Raw genomic sequence first — 19,769 nt, forward strand, 5'->3', positions numbered from 1 at the left:
AAAATCAGGTATCACTGGAAACGCTTAACTCTTCAATCGAAGCCTGAACTCTTCTGCGCTCGATAGCGTAGTCTATGCTTCTCACAATCAGCTGCGTAGTCAATTCGTCCTTATTAAGAAAATCGAATACTCCAGATTCCACGAAAGATGGATCAACATCGTCTTCAGAATAACCCGACATCAATACACACGGTGTGTTCAGCACATATTCACTGGCCTGATCAAGGAAGTCCTTCGCTGTCCCTCCAGGTAATCGATAATCCAGCAGGCAAACATCGAACTCTGAACTGCTCGCAGCTTTTACGGCCTCATCTATCTGACCAAACGTCTGAATGTTATAGGTACGATCACCTATATCGGTGAGCATCCGCTGAATACGCAACTGATCGACTTCGTCGTCTTCCAGCAATAGTACTGACAGCTCTGATCGGTCATGATCAATCAGTAACTGTGCACTGCCTTCCAGCACCACATCACGAAGCTGGCTCTGGGCTCGCTCGAGTGCAGCCTCAACAAAACGCTGACGCGATATATTCGTCAATGTAATAACAATACCGCGACTGATGCGGCCACCCGAATTGCGATAAGGAAGAATACGAACGAGAACAGCACTCTCAGTACGGGTATAAACCGCCCGTTCGATAGTTTCACCGTTAGTACTTACAGAGACAACATCGCTTATCAAGTCATGATACTTCAAATCATGCGAAATATGGTGAAAAGGACGACCGACATCATTCTCCATCAGGTGGATATACTGTTTCGCAACCGATGTAAACTTACGGATAGATAATGACTCATCAAGGAAAACAATACCGATATTCGTCGCATTGATGACACTATCAAGATCATCATTCAACTCGGTAAGCTGAGTGATTTTCTCCTGATATTCACTGTTAACGGTATACAATTCTTCATTGACTGACTGCAGTTCCTCATTAGTGCTCTGCAGCTCTTCATTAGCGGACATCAATTCTTCGTTCGCAGACTGCAGCTCCTCATTCGTGGTTTCCAGCTCTTCGATGGTCACCTGCAGGTGCTCCTGCTTTTTCACCAGTTCAGCCTCAAGATCCATGATGCGATGACGCGAACTTTCCTGTGCATCGAAAGAAACACCTGGCTTAGCAATGACCCGTTCTGCATTTTCATTAATCTGAAACTGAATCACATAGTTTGTTGAAGTCATGGGTGATTCACGGTCACCCGAACGTACAATCAACACAGACAGATTAAGATTAAGATCCTCGCCATCGTCGTCATGCAAAATAACGTCAGTGTAAAAGATGTCTTCCCGGCACTTTTCACAGCGATACAGAGCAGTCGAAACCGCGACAGATAAGTCCTCGTGAATAATATCGTTGATATTATTACTGACTTTTCCTGCTCCCATAGGGCGCACAAAGCGGCTGACATCACCATAGACATGAACAGCTTCAAAGGTATCGTTTAATACAATACATGCAGGCACAAACTCTTTTAACAGGCGGTCCTGCACCAGCGAGAGCGGGCCAGAAACAGCTTTAGATGCGCGAGTAACACTATTGAAAGGTTGCATTGATACCGGACTGGCCAACTTTCCGGTGAACGTAATACCTGGCGGTGTGCTACCAACAGGTACACGCTGATTCGATATCTTCTGGAATAGCTTATTACGGTCACTAACCTGATCGAAGTGCGACTTCAGGTCCCCCATACTTTCAGAGGGGCCAAGCCATAGATAACCCTTGTACCGAAGTGCAAAGAACAGCGACGACAGCACGCGCTTCTGAGCACCTTGCTGGAAATAGATCAATACATTCCGGCAAGTCACTAAATCAATATTAGAGAACGGAGGATCTTCAAGCATGTTATGCGTTGCGAAGATTACCGACTCCCTGATGCTACGGACAATCTGAAAGCCGCCGGGACGACCTTCAAAATATTTTTCGAGGCGCTCTTCAGAGACATCAAACTGAATGTCCTCGGAGTACAACCCCGTACTCGCTTCTGCAATGGCGTTTGAATCTACATCTGTTGCGAAAATACTGACTTTGCAATCAAGCTCTTCTTTTTCAATATATTCTCTGAACAGGATTGCCAGACTGTAAGCTTCTTCACCGGTAGAGCAACCCGCAACCCAGATACGTAGAGATTTGTCGCGCTCCATAACACTGGCGACCAAATCAGGGATCACCCGCCCATAGATGTAATCAAACACCTCTTCATCACGGAAAAATCGGGTGACACCAATCAGCAGTTCTTTACTGAGAATCTGCAGTTCTTTGGGTGACTCGAGCAATAGACGATGATAAGAATTCAGGCCATTAAGCTGATTAATCCCAAGGCGGCGCTCAATACGCCTGGCAACAGTAGAAGCTTTATACTGAGAGAAGTTAATTGATGACTGTCGCTTCAGAAGTTTGAAAATATCATCGTAAGCCTGATTATCTTCCTCATTTTCACTTCGTACAGGCTGTGCACCTGAGATATAGGGGTGTTGGAAGAAGCGAACTAAATTTTCGCCTATGTCAGTAGCCGGTAAGATCAGATCAGCCAGCCCTGTATTCAATGCACTGCGCGGCATGCCATCGAATTTAGCAGAATCTGGCTCCTGAACAATAACCAGTCCGCCCTCCTCTTTCAGCGACTTAATACCACGCGTGCCATCGCTTCCCGTACCAGACAAAACGATACCGACCGCTCGATGGCCATAATTCTGAGCGAGTGATTTAAAAAAGAAATTAATGGGCATTTGAGGTGGTGATTCTGGCATCGCATCCGTCAACAGAAGCTTGCCATCGGCGATCATCATGTTTTTTCGCGGAGGCATCAGATAGATGTGATCGGGGTATATCTCGGTAGAATCAGATATCTGCTGAATCGGCATATCGGAGTAGCGACTCAGTAATTCCGGGACCATGCTCTTGTAGTCAGGCGACAGATGTTGCACAACAATAAAGGCCACCCCTGTGTCTGAGGGTGTATTGGCAAACAAATCCTGAAGTGCCTCAAGCCCCCCAGCCGATGCGCCGATGCCAATGTAGTGAGTAGGGGATACAGCGTCGGGGGCATTGCTCATCTGGGTCCATCCGGGAGGTTCAGTTATCAGGGTTATTTCACTGGCAGCTCATCTAGAATACCTGAGATTTCGACTGGCTCAACAGGTGGTGAGAACAAAAAGCCCTGCTGTAGTACACAGCCTTGATCCAGCAACCAGTCACTGGTGTCTTTATCTTCAACACCTTCAGCAATAATCCCAAGTTCAAGCGACTCTGCCAGACTCAGGACAGCGCGCATAATTCGTTGCTTACTTTCGAGAGACATCAGGTCAGCGACGCACGACTGATCAATTTTGATACAACATATCGGCATCTTCTGCAGGTGCATCAGTGCCGAATACCCTGTACCAAAGTCGTCAAGATGAATACTGAAGCCCTGACGAGCCAGGCTATCTAATGCGACAGCTGCTTTGTCAGGATCAGCCAATAGGGCTTTCTCTTTCACTTCAAGGACAAACCAGGAGGCATTCAGATTGTATTTACGTACGAGGCGTATGATTTCATCGGTCAATTCATCATTCAGGAACTGTCTTTCTGACAGGTTTATTGATACTTTCAGGCCGTTCTCAAGCTGCTCTCGCCACTGTTGACTCTGCCTGAACACTTCGCCAAACAGCCAACGTGAAAAATCAATAATCAAACCGGATTCTTCAATCTGTTTGATAAATACCGAAGGGCTGACGTTATTACCGGCATCAGTATTCCAGCGGGTCAAAGCTTCAATGCCAATTATCGTACCGCTACGGGCGCTGAACCAGGGCTGAAAAACGATATTAAAGTCTTCTTCGACACTCGCCTTAACACTTTGCCTTAAACTCATCATCATATGAGCATCGCGATTAAGTTCTGACGTATAGAAGCGATACTGATTGCGACCCGACTCTTTGGCCTTGTACAACGCGATGTCGGCCTGTTTCAGAAATTGCTTCCGGTCAGTCATTTCCTCAACAACCGCAATGCCAATACTGCAGGTCACGTATACATTTTTCTCACCCAGACTAAAGGGCTCAGCCAAGGCTTTAAGCAATTTCTCTGCGACCATTTTTACCGCAGCCTGATTACTCAGGTGAGTAAGAATCACAGTAAATTCGTCGCCACCCACACGTGAAATGGAGTCCACTTTACGAATTTGATCCCGCAGGCGCTGGGCAACCTGTATAAGAAGGTCATCACCCGCATCATGCCCAAGGGTGTCATTGATATGCTTAAAATTGTCGAGGTCGATAAACATCAGGGCGACAGGGCCATAGCGCTCCGACTCTTTAAGCGCCGAAGTCAGGCGAGCGTGAAAACTGGTGCGGTTTGTAAGACCCGTTAACTGATCATGCTCTGCAATTTCGCGCAGTCGCTGCTCTTTTCTCAGGTAGTCGGTAATATCACTCTGCGTCATCAACAGACCATCGATGCCACCTGTTTCGTCATACAACATGCATGCACTGACCGACGCCCAGCGAACATCGCCCAAGGGCGTCTGAAACCTTACATCCCCGGTGTACCGCCCGTGACCGGCAGCTTCTTTTCTTACGCTGTCCAGAAACCGGTCACAGTCGAGCTGGTGTACCGCATTCACCCAGCCAACGCCCATCATTTCATCCGCTGTCATACCGACAAAATCACACCAGGTATCGTTAACATAGGTACACTCCCAGGCCCGATTCAGCTGCAGGATTCCGACCGGCGCAAGTGTGGTCAATGCGCGTAAACGCTGCTGAGTCTCTCGAAATTCAGACGCGGATCGCATTTGCTCTGAAATATCATCGATCACTATACCCCGGCAGTCATTTCCGAAAAGTCCGCATGGAAACACCCGCAGGTCAGCCAGTTTCTTCGCTCCGTTAGTCGAGCGCACTGTGACGCCACGAATAACTGACAGAGCTGCCTTGCTATCGGCATTAGCTTTTAAAAGACCTGTGCCGTTAACCAAACTGACAATGGAGTAATCAAAAAACTGCTCTATCTGTTGTCCGATAATCTTATTTCGGGGAACCTGAAGCATCTCTGACGCTGCGCGGTTACAGCGAATAATGCCGCCACTTTCGTCGACAAGAATCACGCCGTCAAACAGCGAGTTGAACAACTTCTCCATCGACACTTCTGACGCCTTAGCCACGGGCTCCGGCCTGCCATGCTTCAATGCCTTCGACCAAGTCATTCTCAACAAACAGCAGGCAGCCGTGACGAACGGTCTTAGTCGCTCAGCGACCAGATTTTCTGGGTTTTCGGGCAGATTGCAGAGGTAAATCACCCCGTATAAGTTACGTACGTCCGCCAGTGGGATACATAGAACGTTTTCAATGGGATGATCACCATTTAATACCGGGTGGCCATCGGGCAGACCGTCTGCAGATGCGATAAAGCGTCCACTGCGAAACTGAAATAACAGGGCATGGGGAATGGTACGACTTGTTGCAATGGCCGGTTCAAGCTCAAAATCGCGGGCGAGACTGCCGTAGCCGGCGAGGTCCCAGTGAACGTTTCCGCCTTCCATGGGCTGAACTTCATAGACGTAACCAAACTCAGCCTTGAGTAAGTGTCCCAGCTCCTGTAAGCACCGGGACAAAATCGTATCCGCCCCCTGAGTGCTTAACAAAAGCCTCTCAAGATTCGAGATGGATTGTCTCAACTGATGATCGGTTCTACGGTTCACATTAGTCATCCCTTATAGCACTATCCCTGCTGGCCACCCTTCAATCGGTGGGGTCAACTTCCTCTGAGGCGTCACATCCCTGGCCACTGAACTATAGCCCGCGAATACGACATGTCCAGAAAGGCCAATAAAATAACGTACAATTACCGTATAACTTACATTACATTTCGGTCAACGCTACTCTGACACAGCCATGATCTACCCCATTACACGTAACGGGCCGCAGCATCGTTCTGCGGACGAATACATCTCGTTCCGTGAGGTACGTGAACGCTTCGGCTTCTACGCCGTCAAAACCGGGCGCTGGGTAACCGCCAGTGAACAACAGCAAGCTGCAGTGCATTTCTACGATGCACTCTGTGATCTTATGCACATCCTCGGGGTTCCCGAGACTGTGATTTCATTGAGGGGGTCTATCGCCCTGCACTTCGGCACCGGAGGCCGCCGAGGTGTAGCAGCGCACTACAGCCCTCAGGAACGTGCGTTTGCTCTGGCCAAGAATGCCGGGCCGGGGAGTATCGCCCATGAATGGTTTCATGCCTTCGACCATTACATTGCACAACAGGCTTTTGCCGACCTGCCTGCAAGCCGCTTTGCCTCACCAGAGTGGCTCAATCAAAAAGCCACACCAGTAGCTCACCCTCTCAACGATCTCCTTTTTGCTTGCTTCCGGGCAGTCATCCTCGACCCTACCGGCGACGCCCCTAGCGATCTTTTCAGCGCCTCAGCCAAGGCTGACCGTGCATCAGGTATTCTTTACTATTCTCGCCCGGAGGAGATGACTGCCAGAGCGTTTGAAGCCTTCGTTCAGGACGCGCCTATCAAGAATAACTTTCTGGTCAAAGGCACAAAAAAGTCACGTGAGGCCGAGCTGGGGTTATACCCTTCTGGCTCCCTGCGGCAGAGAATTAACCAAGCCTTCGCTCGCTATTTCTCTGCCCTTGGACAAGCGCTTTCTCCGCGTTGATATCAAAAGCGCTGACGGAAGCCCACACTGTAAAAGTTCACCTCTTCCGAGAATGCTGTAAACATTAACTCCACGTATCCTTCGCGCCCCAGAGGGTAATCAACCCCAAGACTCCATGCCGGCATCGTGGCTGATTCTTTATCAATATTCAGGCCTTTGTGACCTTCATATTCCATACGATTCACTCCCACCTTAACCTGCGGCCGGAAGCCAGAATATTGAATCGCCTCTGGACGGTAACCGAGGAATATTGCCTGACTCTGATAACTGACCCAGCCAGTACCAACACCCGCATCACCCAGCTCGGTAAGAGCAACTTCCGCGCTCAACTCGCTGTTCAGGTGATAACCGGCGTTGAGCTGAAACCCGAGGCCTTCGCGGTCAGTTAACTCAAGGCCAGGGCCAACGATATTCGTATCGTATTTACTCAGACCAACCGCAGTGCCGATACTCCAGTGGTTGTTATCATTCTCTGCTTTCACCGCCTGAGCCGCTAACAGTAAAGGCAGCGTTGCCGCCAGTATTGGCTTGCGACGCACCGCCACCAGCACTAACCCCAGGGCAAACAGGGTGGCCAGACCAGCACTACCAACGCCTGTCGATACTTCAACGTCGTTATCAGAATTCACCGATGCATCAACATCATCGTCCACGCCATCACCATCGGCATCGTTGTTACCCGGCGCCTGACCATTACCCGGTCCCGGATCTACCGGCAGAGAGATATCGTCATCAACACTGTCGTGAATGCCATCGTTATCTGCATCGTCATCCAGATAGTCGACCAGCCCATCGCCATCGAGGTCAGGTAGTTCACGATCATCGCGCACGCCATTGTTGTTGGTGTCGGTACCATAGGTCACGCCATTGATTTCGGCATCGAAGCCGTCATCAATGCCGTCACCGTCGGCATCTTCGCCAGTGAAGAATTGCGCCAGCTCAGCGTTTTCTTCGATGTCTGAGATGTTGTCGTTGTCATCATCCGGATCAAGGTGATTCGGGATACCATCGCCATCGAAGTCTTTGGCAGAGCCAAAGGCGCCGATCGCGTTATCAACAACATCCATTAATCCATCGAGATCAACATCCGTAGTGCTATCGAGCTGACCATCACCGTCCTGATCCAGCGCCGCAACCATGGTTGCAGTGAAGACGGCAGACTGGCTGATATCAGGGTCTGTACCGTTACTCAGTAGTTGCAGGAAGTCTGCACGGCTATCGCTGTCTGTGTCAGGCAGGTCATTGGCATCCTCAATAAGGGCAGTGCCATCATCGACCAGGGCATCATCATTGCTATCGGAAAGACCAGCCTCAATAACATCCGGCACACTGTCGTTGTCGGAATCGATATCAAGAGAATTGATCAGGCCATCGCCGTCGGTATCCACTTCGGCATTTCTGGCTGCGAGAACCGAGGCCGCTCCGGAAACCGCACCCGGAGCTACTGGTGTACCTGTCGCATCAGCCGCAAAGTAATCCACCAGCTCTTCCAGCGTATCGAATTCATCAATCACACCATCCAGGTTGGCATCGCTGAAGTCTCTTGAATCTGGGTAGCCATCGCCGTCCTGATCAAAGTCGAAGAGATTTACAATGCCGTCGGCATCATCGTCGTCCATGGCGCCAAGGGCATCGACTTCGAGATTGTCGCGGATCCCGTCATTATCGGCGTCGACATCGTCACGATCATCAATGCCGTCGCGGTCGGTGTCTTTAAGACCATCGTCTTCAACCAGATTCGGCAGACCGTCTTTGTCGTCGTCCTGACCTTCCATAATGGTATCGACCAGTGCTTCAAGTTCGCTGAGTTCATCGATGTCGGTCACCGCTGCCTGCTGACTGACGGCACGATTCAGAATCGACATAATGCGGTTCAGTTCATCATCACTCGGGCCACTCAGACCGACATTACCGTAGTCATCAAACGACGCTGGCGTCGATGGTGAGCCCACACTGTCGCCGATGTTGTTCCAGGCGTTCTGCTCGATGCTGATAATCACACCGGTCAGTGCAGAGGTGACATTTTCGGCATAACCTGCGTCATCGGTATATACAGCGTTAACGCTCAACTGGTTCCCCACATCACTGGCTTGCAGCGTGTAGGTTTCGGCATTGCCAACGCTGTTTCCGTCAGACACCCAATCGTAGGTAACGGCTCCACTGACGCCATCGCTGTCAGACAACTGAGCGGCCAGAGTCTGGCCTTCAATCTCATCACCGCTAATCGCAATCGTCGGTACGTTATTGGTATCTACCGACACGGATGCGGAAGCTTCGTTGCCGTTGGTCGCAGCATCTTCAGCGACATCCGCAGCGATACTCAGGTTTACCGGAGAGCCGACGACGTTCGGGGTAACCTTCGCGGTATAAGTCGTGCCAGAGCCGGCAAACTCACTCAGGCTGCCGCCCGCTATCGTGATGTCCCCCACAACAAAATCAGACACTGACTCGCTGAAGGTCACTGTAATATCGAACGGATCAGGCGATGCGGTCGGTGCGGTAATGCTGACCGTAGGTCGCGTAGTATCAACGGTAAAGGCATCTGACGTGGCCGGTGCGGCACTGGCGTTACCTGCTCCGTCCTCTGCCGTACCCGCAGCAATATCGATGGCCAGAGTACCGTCGCCACTGAAGTCACTCAGAGTCACGGTTCTCGACATTGGCCCGCTTCCCGTCACGGTAATCGTGCCCGCAGCGGCATCTCCCGTCGATGTCACGGCGATGTCGTCAGCACTCAGGCTGATGCTATCAGCGTCTGTGTACTGGACCACATAAGTAATCGCGGTACTGGACGTTAACGTTGCTGATGGCGCCTGAATGTTCACCGCAGGTGCCGTGTTATCGACGGTGTAGGTTTCATCCGTCGCGGGCTCAGTCGCTGGCAGTGCATTGCCCGCCAGGTCAGTGATCCCCGACGTTGCGGCGAGGTTAAGCCCAACCGTGCCATCCAGAGCAGATAAATCGCCCCCGGTAACCGTGACGTCATATGTCGTGTCAGTAATTTTTGCCGTGACAACAGTCGCGGTTGTTCCGGACACGGAGAAACTTGTCGGCATGACACCGCTAACGGCCTCATTAAATTCCACGCGCCAGGTCAGTGAGTCACTGGAGGTGACTTCATCAACCGGGTTGTGGCGACGGAATGACTGCAACGCTGGCGCTGTGGTATCAACCTTATAGGCCGATGTATCAGGCAGAGAAGGCAATGTGGTATCCAGCGCATTACCCGCACTGTCTTCAATCACTGCAGCATTCATGGCCAGACTGTTAATAGCAAAGCCATCACCGTCGTTGTCCCCGTCGACCACCGTATAGGTGAAATCAAATCGCTGAGTGCCCGACCCCGTACGATACAGAGCATCCACTTCACGACTACCTACCTGTAATTTGATCGCTGGAATACCACCATTCCCCAGCGTGATCACTTTATCTGCTACCAGTGTGACAGTAATTTCATCACCTGCTTTCGCATGGTTCGGAGCAGTGACCTCAAGACCAGAAATTGACGGTGGAATCGCATCCACTTTCAGATTGCTGGTATCCGGGGTCACATAGCTTGTCAGGTCAACACGGTTGCCCGCAGCGTCTGCAAAATATCCACCGTTCGGTTCAATCGCCGTCATGCTGATGCCGTCGGTATCAACATCGCCAGCCAGAGCGGTATAGGTAAAGGTCGCGAACACACCAGAGAAAGAAGTGGGCGCCGTTGCATAACGGATTTCGCCACCCACATCGAGAGCAATTCGAGGGCTGCCACCCGTGGTATTCAGAGTGACATCTTCGGAGAAGCGCAGAATAAAGTCGTGCGTCCCGCCGGCTGGGATTGTTGCTGTGGCGCTGGTGTTGATCACACTGATTACAGGCACTACCGCGTCGACCGTGATACCTGTTGTTGTCGCGACGTTATTCAACGCCGTATTCAGACCGTTACCGGCAGCATCGACTGCCGTTGAGCCTTTCAGATCCATGGTCAGCACTTCGATGCCGTCAGAATCTTCATCGCCCGGTTGTACGGCGTAGCGGAATACATGTGCTGCAGTTCCATTACCATCCAACAATGCGGCTTCGCGTAACTGCCCACCAATATTCAGATTCAATACAGGGCGAGCGCCAGTGGTCGTAACCGGCTCTGACAGGTTTACGGTAAAGTCGAACGTGCCACCTTCGCTGTATAAGCCATCAGCCGGCACCGCAACAGAGGTCACTACGGGCACAACAGCATCAACAAGCACGCCACTACTATCAACCGCACCCACTCCCAGAGCCAGATCATTTCCAGCAGCGTCCTGCAGGGTCGCACCGTTAGCCACTAGGTTGTTTACGGAAATGCCGTCACTATCCAGGTCACCAGCAGTCACGGTATAGGTAAAGGTCATATCTGTGCCGGAAGCACTTACCATGGATGCCTGACGGACTGTAGAGCCAACGACCAGTTCAAGCGAAGGCGTGCCTCCAGAAATGGTCAGTGCTTCGGATGCAGTAACCGTAAAGGCAAGCACATCCCCCACGGCATAGGTACCGGCAGCAGGTACAGTGACACTGCTGACAACGGGGGCCACACCGTCAACCAGAATGCCCGCGGTCGGGCCACGGCCATTCAGTGTCAGGTCCATCGCATTGCCCGCGGCGTCGGTCAGTGTTCCACCGTCCAGGGTCAGAGACAGTACTTCGATACCATCGGTGTCCAGATCGCCAACAGCGACCGTCGTACTGAACACCAGTGACTGGCTGCCGGAACCACTGCTGTAAGTAACTTTGCGCGGAGTGCCGCCAATCATCATATTGATTGCCGGACTGCCGCTGACGTTAACGGCTTCGTCAGTGTTCACCGTGAAACTCAGTACATCGCCAACACCGTAGGTCCCGTTGGTGGGAACGTCGACTGAAGTGACGGTTGGCGGCGTCAGGTCAGACGTTACAACGAAGGTACCCAGCGGCAATGTAGTGGCATTGCCGTTCGTGTCTTCCACGATCAGTGTACAGTCACTGTAGGTGCCATCAGCCAGCGGCGTAGTATTGTCGGTCTGCGTCAGGCGAACGGTGTACGTTCCGGGAGTTTTCAGTCCTGCATCTGCCACACCACACGAACCGCCGCCTGACAGGTAACCGGCTTCGTTCGAGGAGTAGGTGACTTCCGGACGGTGATCCGTGGTCGGTGAGGCAACCGGCGTGTTCAGAGTGAGTTCCGGAGCCAGAGTGTCGATGCTCAACGTCACCACAATAGGTGCCGAGGTATCTACCCCACCGTTGGCGGTACCACCGCTGTCGGTCACCGTGACGGAGTAGTAAGCGTAGCCTTCCGCATCCACCGCCGGGGTGAAGCGCAGTTCTCCTGTTGACGTAATGGACACGCCGGAAACAACATTATTTTCATCAAGGGTTTCTACCACCGAATAGGTAAATGTCTGGCCAGCTTCATCAGAACCACCTCCCGGCTGCGCTGTCGCATACCCCGGAATGGACCGCTGCGAGCCCCCTGTGCCACTGACGCGCTGCGTCGACGGAACAATCAGCGTTGGTGCATCGTTCACTGGAGTAATAGTGACATTCACAGCACGACTGTCGGTCGCCGAGCCATCATTGACGGTAACGGTAAAGGTATCACTGCCTGTGGCATTGGCGTTCGGTGCGTATGTGACCGACGTAGGTGAGGCACCGGTCGTTGGCGCTGACACTGAACCCGTTGCGCTGGCGGTGCCTTTTGTTGCCCCGCTCGCTGACCAGCTCAGCGTACCCGTCGCACCGGTTGCCGCAGCGAAATCCGCAGCGCTGAGTGCGGTCAGCCCGGCATCCTCAAGAATCATCAGAGACACTGCGCTGTCACCTCCGGTCATTTCCAGAGGATCTGGCGCTACACCCGTGTCGATAAAGAAAGTGTCACTCCGGGAATTACCATTACCATCGGTAGCCGTTACGGTAATGGTCGCGCCACCACCGCCCACTACATTGTTGATCGCTATGGTGTAAGTATCGATCGCGACCGCGTCACGAGTAATCGTAATATCGGCATCGCGTACCGCGGCCTGGTTACTGGACGCGGCGGTCAATGAAATCGAGCTGAGGTTCTTGTCGGCCATTTCAAACAACTGAGAATCTGAGTTGCCGGGAAGAATCGTCATATCGACCAGAGTTTCCTGGCCAATACCGTCTTTGAAATGCGGGGGTTGCTCGTCCTGGCCAGGAATCCAGTTTGCGCTATAGAGACTGGTACAGAAAAACGAAGTGGTAATCGGAAAAGTTCCGCCCGGGAAGTAATACGGTGCACCACTTTTCGTGCAGCTAAGAAAATTCTTTCTGCCGGTCAGATCATCCAGGTCGCCACTTTCATATCCGACCCTTTCATCGCCAACCGATAACAAATCATTGCTGGCCAGAAAAGCGAGCGCGTCCTGATCAACCGTTCGAGAAACAGCCCGTGCATTTGCAACGCCCCCAAACGCGGAGAATGCTCCTGCCGCCTCTGGACGACGGTATTGCTCAACCTGAGAAACAACAGCGCGCTTATTCAGGCCATTGCGGCTGACACTGGCTAAGCGCGAAGATGCATTGGCCATTGATGCAGAAAAAGGCGCAGAGAAAGGCACAGCCATGGCGATCACAGGCGCGATAGCTTTCAATGGCGCCGACGTTCCTGGTCGTTTCTTATTGGGATTGTTATCCATAATAAATCCTTCAGGTTGGGAGGCCTGGGTGAGAAAAGTGGTTCCGCATTCTCGGGTGATCAGGTTCGATCACTTCCGGAAAGCTGGTGTTATATAAGATGGCGATGTCGTATATCTGATCAACATTGCCCTGAAATTTAATGGTGCCGATCACTTCGTGCGTATCGAGGTTAAACAGCCAGATACCTGAGCAGGTTTTCTCGGAGTCTTCGGTCACCAGGCCGGGGCTTGTCACATCACTCTGACGCTTACGCGATAAGCCGACAAACATAATGCTGCCGTAAATATCGATTCCCCGGGTAAAGCCCGGCAATTCTGCAATCACTTCCATTTCACCCGTGTCAGGGTGATAGCAATTGAGATGACCCAGCCCCGAATGACAGAAATAAACCCGACCATTGTGCCAACGCGGTGAATGAGGCATTGCCAGTCCACTGACCACCACTTCATTGCGCTTTACGTCAATCAGCGTGCCCGTATGCTTGTCGCTGTCACGCCACTGTTTGCGGTCTTCGTATTGGGAAAAGGTGGTGACATACGCAGGCTCACCATCGCGGAGCGTCATGCCATTTAAGTGGCAGCGGTCTTCAGGCGTCAGTGTTTCAATAAATGGGGGCTTCCACTGAGGCACAAAACTGTAGGAAGGATCGATAGTACAAAGGCATGAAAAACTTGAATTAACCGCCCATAAACCAGTGTTTCCCCATTCGATGTCATGGATGTTAATCATGCCGGTGTAGTGAGTTGAACGGGTAATAAAACAAGCATCGACGCGTGCGTCGACCGGTTTCAGTTTTTCAACATAGGTCTTATTCGCCAGCCGCTTTTCGGCGTCGGCCTGTTTCTCTTCGTCGTTTTTATGGGCTCGGGGCGCAGTGATGTCCTGAGCAATATCCGGCAGGGGTTTCTTAATCTGCTCAAGCAGACCGTCTTCTCGCTGGAATTGAATAATCTGAGTAAAGGTACCGAGTATCAGCCCCTGATCGGTTGCCGTCAGGCCCATTGGTCGGGGAAATTCTTTAAAGTTGATTTCCAGGTCTTCTCCGTCCGTACGAACCAGCATCAGACGACCGGCCTGATAGGAAGTAAACGCCAAAGAGATATTCAGATGCTTAAGGATCGCGGGGATATTTCCCGAATACGTAAACGAGAAATCAGTCGCGCTCTCCAAAGCGTCATTCTTCACAGTGTCATTCTGTGCAGAATCTTCCTGCGGCTCCTGAGTTTGGGGCGTATCAGTCATGATTCTGGCCCCTGCAGACTGGACTGATATAGAGACAAGCGTTGTTGCAGTCGCGCAACCAACTGATGAAGGGTAAGCGACGGGTCTTGTGAGAGAAGAAGAGCAAAATAGCCACTGACCACAGCCGCAGACAAGGAAGTGCCACTGAAACGTCCATAGCCGCCCGGCACCACTGCGGGCGCGGCCTTACCATAAACGTATGCATCCACTGACTGTCCATAGTTGCTGAACCTCGTCCTTTGTCCCTGTCCGTTATCTGCTCCGATCACCACAGCGGCTTGCAGCTGGGATTCCGAGTCACCCCCAGTCAACTCCATACCACTGTTTCCGGCGGAAAATACCACAGCAGAGCCTTTTCCTCTGCGGCCATTTTGCGCCAAGTCTTCAACAATATCAGCGACGGGTTCCAATAACCATTGGGAGCGCCAACTAGCGTTAACAATGTCAGCTTGAGACAGTTTAGAGAGGTAGAAACTGAGGATCGTATGACTCGTCCAGGTATCCGGCTGACGGATAGCTATCAGGTTCGCCTGCGGCGCGATTCCGTCAATGCCGACGCCATTATGAGCAGCGAATATCGTGCCCGCGACTCTGGTTCCATGCGAGTCATCCCCTCCCCCTGGGCTTACATCCTGTGAACGGCTGGTCGTGTCGTAACTGAAAATCACCTGAGTGTGCGTGAGCTCCTCATGCTCCAGATCAAAACCATCATCAATAACGGCAACGCGCACCCCTCGCCCTTGAGGAGTCGCCGGCCACAACTCAGGTATACCGAGCTGGGTGAGATAGGCGGGAGGAGTCAGCGCCGGGACGTCTGTTACATGCTTCTCCCGCAGTTGCAGGATATCTGGCTGCACCAGACTGATGCCCTGAACCTTAGACAACGAACGGATCACTCCGGGAAGGCGGTCTTTTATGCCGACATTAACGGAGTAATAGACGGCGTCGTCCATGAGGTAAAGCTCACTGACAGCCTCAATACGCGAATCAAGCGCCTGCAGGGATTCGCGAGTAAAGCCATTTGCCCGAACAATCAGGCGATCAGACAAACTTACCTGCAAATCTTTGCCACTGACCCGGTACACGCCTGTCTGGGAGTCATTGGCGGAAGGCACTAAGCACCAGACTTTACCGAGATTCGGGAATGGCAGTTCACAACCCATTACAGGGGACGAAAATATAACGAGCAACAGCAATAAAATACGCATTATTTCTCAAACCAATCAAACTGAAAGAGGGGCCTCCCTGCCCCTCACTCGTACACACATCACTTATCGCGATTAAGCCTCGCCGTTAATCCTTACCGTTAACTCTGGCGATTAACTGCGACTTGGGTAGAGCCCCACCAGCGCGATACAAAAATTCATGCCCATCAAAGGCTGACGGTTTTCGTGCGCCTGGCTCCCCCCCATCGAACCGATGGTCTCGGTTGCCATCACTGTATTTTTCGTCGATGCGGTGTTCAGGTACACGATATTGTCGCCAGTCGACGGTCTGTCTATCGCCATCATTCTGGTATTCGATGGTGACGCCTCTGTACCCACTGTCTGAGCCCCGTAGACGACGTGCTTATGGTTGGGAAGTTCGGCCTCTGTGAGCGTGACTTCATTAACGCCGGTTGTTTCTCCCAGACGACGCGCTGTCAGACCAGGACCTCGCCCCGGATGCATCGGCGCACGGCCCTGCAGGTCCGGCAAGGCAAGTGTCGTACGACCGTCACCACCATAGGTTGTACCCAGAATTGAGAACAATGCCGTATTCTGAGCAATCGGTAGTAACTGCCCCTGGCAGAAGGCCCAGCCACGAGGGGCAAAGTTGCAGCCAAAAATACGGATTTCTCCGATAAATGGTTCAGACATAATAAAACTCCTTTTCAGTGCCGCGAGGGATAAATACCGACCAGGGCCATAATGTAATTAATGCACAGTGACGGCATCATATTCTCATGCGCTTGTGAGCCACCCGTCGCACTGACTGCATCGCTACTGAGGCTTTTGATTTTGTCGACTGACGGCACCTCAACGTAAGGAAGGTCACCATCATTATGAGACGCTACAACATCACTTGCCGGGTTGTTGCTATCAGCGATATTGGCCGACCCCAGATATTCGTGACTGTGACTGGGAATCTGATTGATGGTCAGGTTCACCTTCTCACTGCCGTAACGCGCACCCAGGCGGCGCGGGCTTAACCCCGGTCCTTGCCCCTGATGCACAGGCAAGCGACCGCGCATATCCGGTAAAGCGAATGTAGTGCGGCCATCACCGCCATAAATCGTCCCGATCAATGAAAACAGCGCATCATTCTGGCTGACAGCCAGCAGCTGACCATCACAGAAAGCCCAGCCACGCGGAGCGAAATTTCCGGCGAACATACGAATCTCGCCAACAAATGGTTCTGACATAACTGGCTCCTTAATTACGCGATGGGAAAAGGCCCTGCATCGCGATGCAGAAATTAACGACGAGGGATGGCTGTTCGTTATTGTGCGACATAGAACCACCAATATAAGACACCGATTGCGATGCGAACGAGACCAGGTTCTGAGGCTCTGCATAGTAATCCGTTGGTGAACCATCATCGACTGCGGACGCTAATATATTGCCATCAAAGGACTTGGTCGTTCCGCCTTCTGTCGTCGCATTCAATGGATGTCGGTGCGCTGGCATATTGGCACCCGTGAGGGTCACGGTTTCTATCCCCTCACCTTGACCCTGGCGCAAACTTGCATCCATCCCCACTGGTGTCCGGCTACGGAGGTCAGGCAGTGCAAATGACGTGCGCCCATCGCCCCCGTAAGTCGTACCCAGCAATGAATACAAAGACTGATTTTGATTAATAGGTAAAATCTGGCCATCGCATTCGGCCCAGCCACGCGGCGGCCAGCCGAATCCGAACATGCGGATTTCACTCAAAAAAGGTTCTGCCATTCTGATCTCCCTCTGTTTACTTTATTCGTGGTTTTACCCACACTTTCTTCCTAAGAATGATCCTGGTAATCAAGGAACTACCAATGACCAACCGAGCCTGGGAAAGCCGCATCACACTGCGCTCTGTACGCGACAATGATTATTCGTTTATGGAGTCGTTATACCGCACCACCCGCGAAGCGGAGCTGGCGATGACGCCCTTTAACGAACAACAAAAAACACTTTTTATTCAGCAGCAGTTTTCGGCACAGACACAGCACTACCACAGCCATTACTGCAGCGATCATTTCTGCATTATTGAAATTGATGGCCGACCTTCCGGTCGTTTCTTTATTGATTACTGGAGCGATGAAATCCGCATTGTTGATATTGCCATCCTTCCAGAACACCAGGACTCTGGCGCAGGCAGCTACCTGCTGCAGAACATAATCGAAGAAGGTAATGAGAAAGGCCTGCCGGTGAGAATTCACGTTGAGCAGAATAATCCGGCGAAAAAACTCTATGAGCGCCTGGGCTTCAAGGAGGTCAGCCGCTTTAATGAGGTCTATGTTCTGATGGAGACAACGCCCGCATTGATGTCTGTCTGATCTGCATCCATGCATAGATGATTCCTAACGCTTCCTGCTGATCACGGCCTGATACTCGGTCGGGCCGTGCGCAGTAATAAAGAGTTCGCCACTGCCAATCGCCTCGTGCGTGAGCCGATACATCCCCTGCGGTACCCGAAAATCATCCTGCCCCTCAAGCGAGACTGCAAACGCCTCCCACTCATCACCATCCAGCGCCGTACGCTCAACCTCTGAGATGGTCAGCCGCACGGAATTTTCAGCATGGTCCGATAAAGTCACTTGCTGACCGAGCAGGGAGTCCATTGAGTCGTATGTGATTGCTTCCATAAATACGTCCTGTAAAACACAACACAGGTATCAGACGCACTACGACTGAGAGTGTCAATGGACGACAGATGACGATTGTCCACTGCGATGCGATATCCACCACGATGCAAAGCTTTATCATGCCACAAGCATACATCTGTCTCATACGAACTAAGCATATCCACTTGTATATCACCCTGGCCGGATCACTCGGTGAAACGAACATGTGCACCGGCCAACAATTGTCCGTAGTGCATGGAAGGCGTACACTGATCCCAGATTTACGCCGAAGCCCGGCAACCTTCATCCCACATGGATATGGTTGACGGGCCGCGACCCGGACTGAGGAATCCGCCTCAGCTCTGCAGGTTCGCCGGGTTCGTTGGGAAACTGACGGGCCTCCCGCGCTTGGAAAGGTGTACCCATGACATTGCAGGACCATCACGGTCGGCGCTTTAACTATCTGCGCCTGTCGGTGACGGACGTGTGCAATTTCAGCTGCAATTACTGTTTGCCAGACGGCTACCAGTGCAGCGATAGCACGCCCCCGTTGTCGGTGGATGAGATACGTCGCGTCGTGACCGCATTCGCCCGCCAGGGCACCCGAAAGATCCGCATTACCGGCGGAGAACCCTCCGTGCGCCGCGATCTCCCTGAGATTATCCGCACAGTTGCAGCCGTATCCGGCATTGACGACATCGCACTGACCACCAATGGCTGGAAGCTACCGACCTTCCTGCCTGACTGGATTGATGCCGGCCTGACACGCCTTAATGTCAGTATCGATAGTCTCGACCCACGACAGTTCAAAGCCATTACGGGTCACGACCGCCTTCAGGATCTGCTCGATGGACTGGCGATGGCTCATGAGATGGGGTTCAACGACATCAAAGTAAACGCCGTGCTGATGCGCGGCCACAATGCCGACCAGCTACCGCACTTTCTGAACTGGATCCGGACAACGCCGGTGTCACTGCGCTTTATCGAATTGATGCAGACCAGCGACAATCAGGAGTTCTTCGAAGAGAACCATATCAGCGGTGACAGCATCAAAGCTCAATTGCTCGATTCTGGCTGGCAGTCCGTACTGAGAAAACTCACCGATGGCCCCGCGCAGGAGTTCTGGCACCCGGACTACGCCGGGCGCATCGGCCTGATCATGCCCTACAGTAAAGACTTCTGCTCAAGCTGCAACCGACTCAGGGTGTCAGCGAACGGACAGCTTCATCTATGTCTCTTTGGTGACAAGGGCTACGACTTCCGTCACCTGCTCGGCAGGGACGAGCAAATCACCGACGTCATCGCATTCCTTCAGGAGAGCCTGAACGAGAAAAAAGCGACACATGCCTTGCACGATGGTGATACCGGAGTGCGAACGCATTTCGCGGGCATTGGCGGCTAAGTTGA

12 protein-coding genes and 1 riboswitch are annotated in these 19,769 nt (G+C 52.1%); of the genes, 3 read left to right on the forward strand and 9 right to left on the reverse strand.

Translation table 11 applies throughout. From position 1 onward, the window contains the following. Window positions 1–4: 4 nt before the first annotated feature. Both B3007_RS12695 and B3007_RS12700 read right to left on the reverse strand, forming a co-directional pair. Window positions 5–3,058, reverse strand: coding sequence for a chemotaxis protein CheB (locus tag B3007_RS12695; protein WP_301377906.1), 3,054 nt, complete (start codon window positions 3,056–3,058; stop codon window positions 5–7). Window positions 3,059–3,090: 32 nt separating this feature from the next. Continuing rightward, window positions 3,091–5,685 (reverse strand): bifunctional diguanylate cyclase/phosphodiesterase, encoded by a 2,595-nt coding sequence (locus B3007_RS12700; protein WP_301377905.1) that lies wholly within the window; start codon window positions 5,683–5,685, stop codon window positions 3,091–3,093. A 193-nt stretch (window positions 5,686–5,878) separates the two neighbouring features. On the opposite strand from B3007_RS12700, the gene B3007_RS12705 reads away from it, so the two are divergent. Next, entirely contained in the window at window positions 5,879–6,652 is a 774-nt protein-coding gene (locus tag B3007_RS12705; protein ID WP_301377904.1) for a CLCA_X family protein, read from the forward strand. A 2-nt stretch (window positions 6,653–6,654) separates the two neighbouring features. Here B3007_RS12705 and B3007_RS12710 read toward each other — a convergent pair whose 3' ends face one another. From B3007_RS12710 to B3007_RS12735, 6 genes are all read right to left on the reverse strand, one after another. Further along, window positions 6,655–13,314 (reverse strand): Ig-like domain-containing protein, encoded by a 6,660-nt coding sequence (locus B3007_RS12710; RefSeq protein WP_301377903.1) that lies wholly within the window; start codon window positions 13,312–13,314, stop codon window positions 6,655–6,657. A 10-nt stretch (window positions 13,315–13,324) separates the two neighbouring features. Continuing rightward, the gene (locus B3007_RS12715; RefSeq protein ID WP_301377902.1) at window positions 13,325–14,557 is read right to left on the reverse strand and encodes a TIGR03032 family protein; all 1,233 of its coding nucleotides are present in this window, start codon (window positions 14,555–14,557) and stop codon (window positions 13,325–13,327) included. Next, window positions 14,554–15,765, reverse strand: coding sequence for a S8 family peptidase (locus B3007_RS12720; protein ID WP_301377901.1), 1,212 nt, complete (start codon window positions 15,763–15,765; stop codon window positions 14,554–14,556). The genes B3007_RS12715 and B3007_RS12720 overlap by 4 nt, the downstream gene beginning before the upstream one ends. A gap of 111 nt (window positions 15,766–15,876) precedes the next feature. Beyond that, window positions 15,877–16,416: a phage tail protein gene (locus tag B3007_RS12725; RefSeq protein ID WP_301377900.1), complete on the reverse strand. Its 540-nt coding sequence runs from the start codon at window positions 16,414–16,416 to the stop codon at window positions 15,877–15,879. 14 nt (window positions 16,417–16,430) lie between these two features. Then, window positions 16,431–16,961, reverse strand: a complete 531-nt coding sequence (locus B3007_RS12730) for a phage tail protein (RefSeq protein ID WP_068436346.1) — start codon at window positions 16,959–16,961, stop codon at window positions 16,431–16,433. A gap of 10 nt (window positions 16,962–16,971) precedes the next feature. Then, window positions 16,972–17,487: a phage tail protein gene (locus B3007_RS12735; RefSeq protein ID WP_301377899.1), complete on the reverse strand. Its 516-nt coding sequence runs from the start codon at window positions 17,485–17,487 to the stop codon at window positions 16,972–16,974. 83 nt (window positions 17,488–17,570) lie between these two features. Between B3007_RS12735 and B3007_RS12740 the strand changes: the two genes are divergently transcribed. Next, window positions 17,571–18,074 carry a GNAT family N-acetyltransferase gene (locus tag B3007_RS12740; protein ID WP_301377898.1) on the forward strand — a complete coding sequence of 168 codons (504 nt, stop codon included), beginning with the start codon at window positions 17,571–17,573 and terminating at the stop codon, window positions 18,072–18,074. 24 nt (window positions 18,075–18,098) lie between these two features. On the opposite strand, the gene B3007_RS12745 is transcribed toward B3007_RS12740, so the two are convergent. Next, entirely contained in the window at window positions 18,099–18,383 is a 285-nt protein-coding gene (locus B3007_RS12745) for a DUF6916 family protein (RefSeq protein ID WP_301377897.1), read from the reverse strand. Window positions 18,384–18,634: 251 nt separating this feature from the next. Further along, window positions 18,635–18,797: riboswitch (molybdenum cofactor riboswitch) on the forward strand. On the opposite strand from B3007_RS12745, the gene moaA reads away from it, so the two are divergent. Continuing rightward, window positions 18,787–19,764, forward strand: a complete 978-nt coding sequence (moaA, locus tag B3007_RS12750; RefSeq protein WP_301377896.1) for a GTP 3',8-cyclase MoaA — start codon at window positions 18,787–18,789, stop codon at window positions 19,762–19,764. It overlaps the preceding riboswitch by 11 nt. Window positions 19,765–19,769 lie beyond the last annotated feature (5 nt).

Origin of the sequence: Thalassolituus sp. UBA675 (assembly GCF_002297765.1) — a bacterium.
In the GTDB taxonomy this organism is placed as follows: domain Bacteria; phylum Pseudomonadota; class Gammaproteobacteria; order Pseudomonadales; family Oceanobacteraceae; genus Thalassolituus.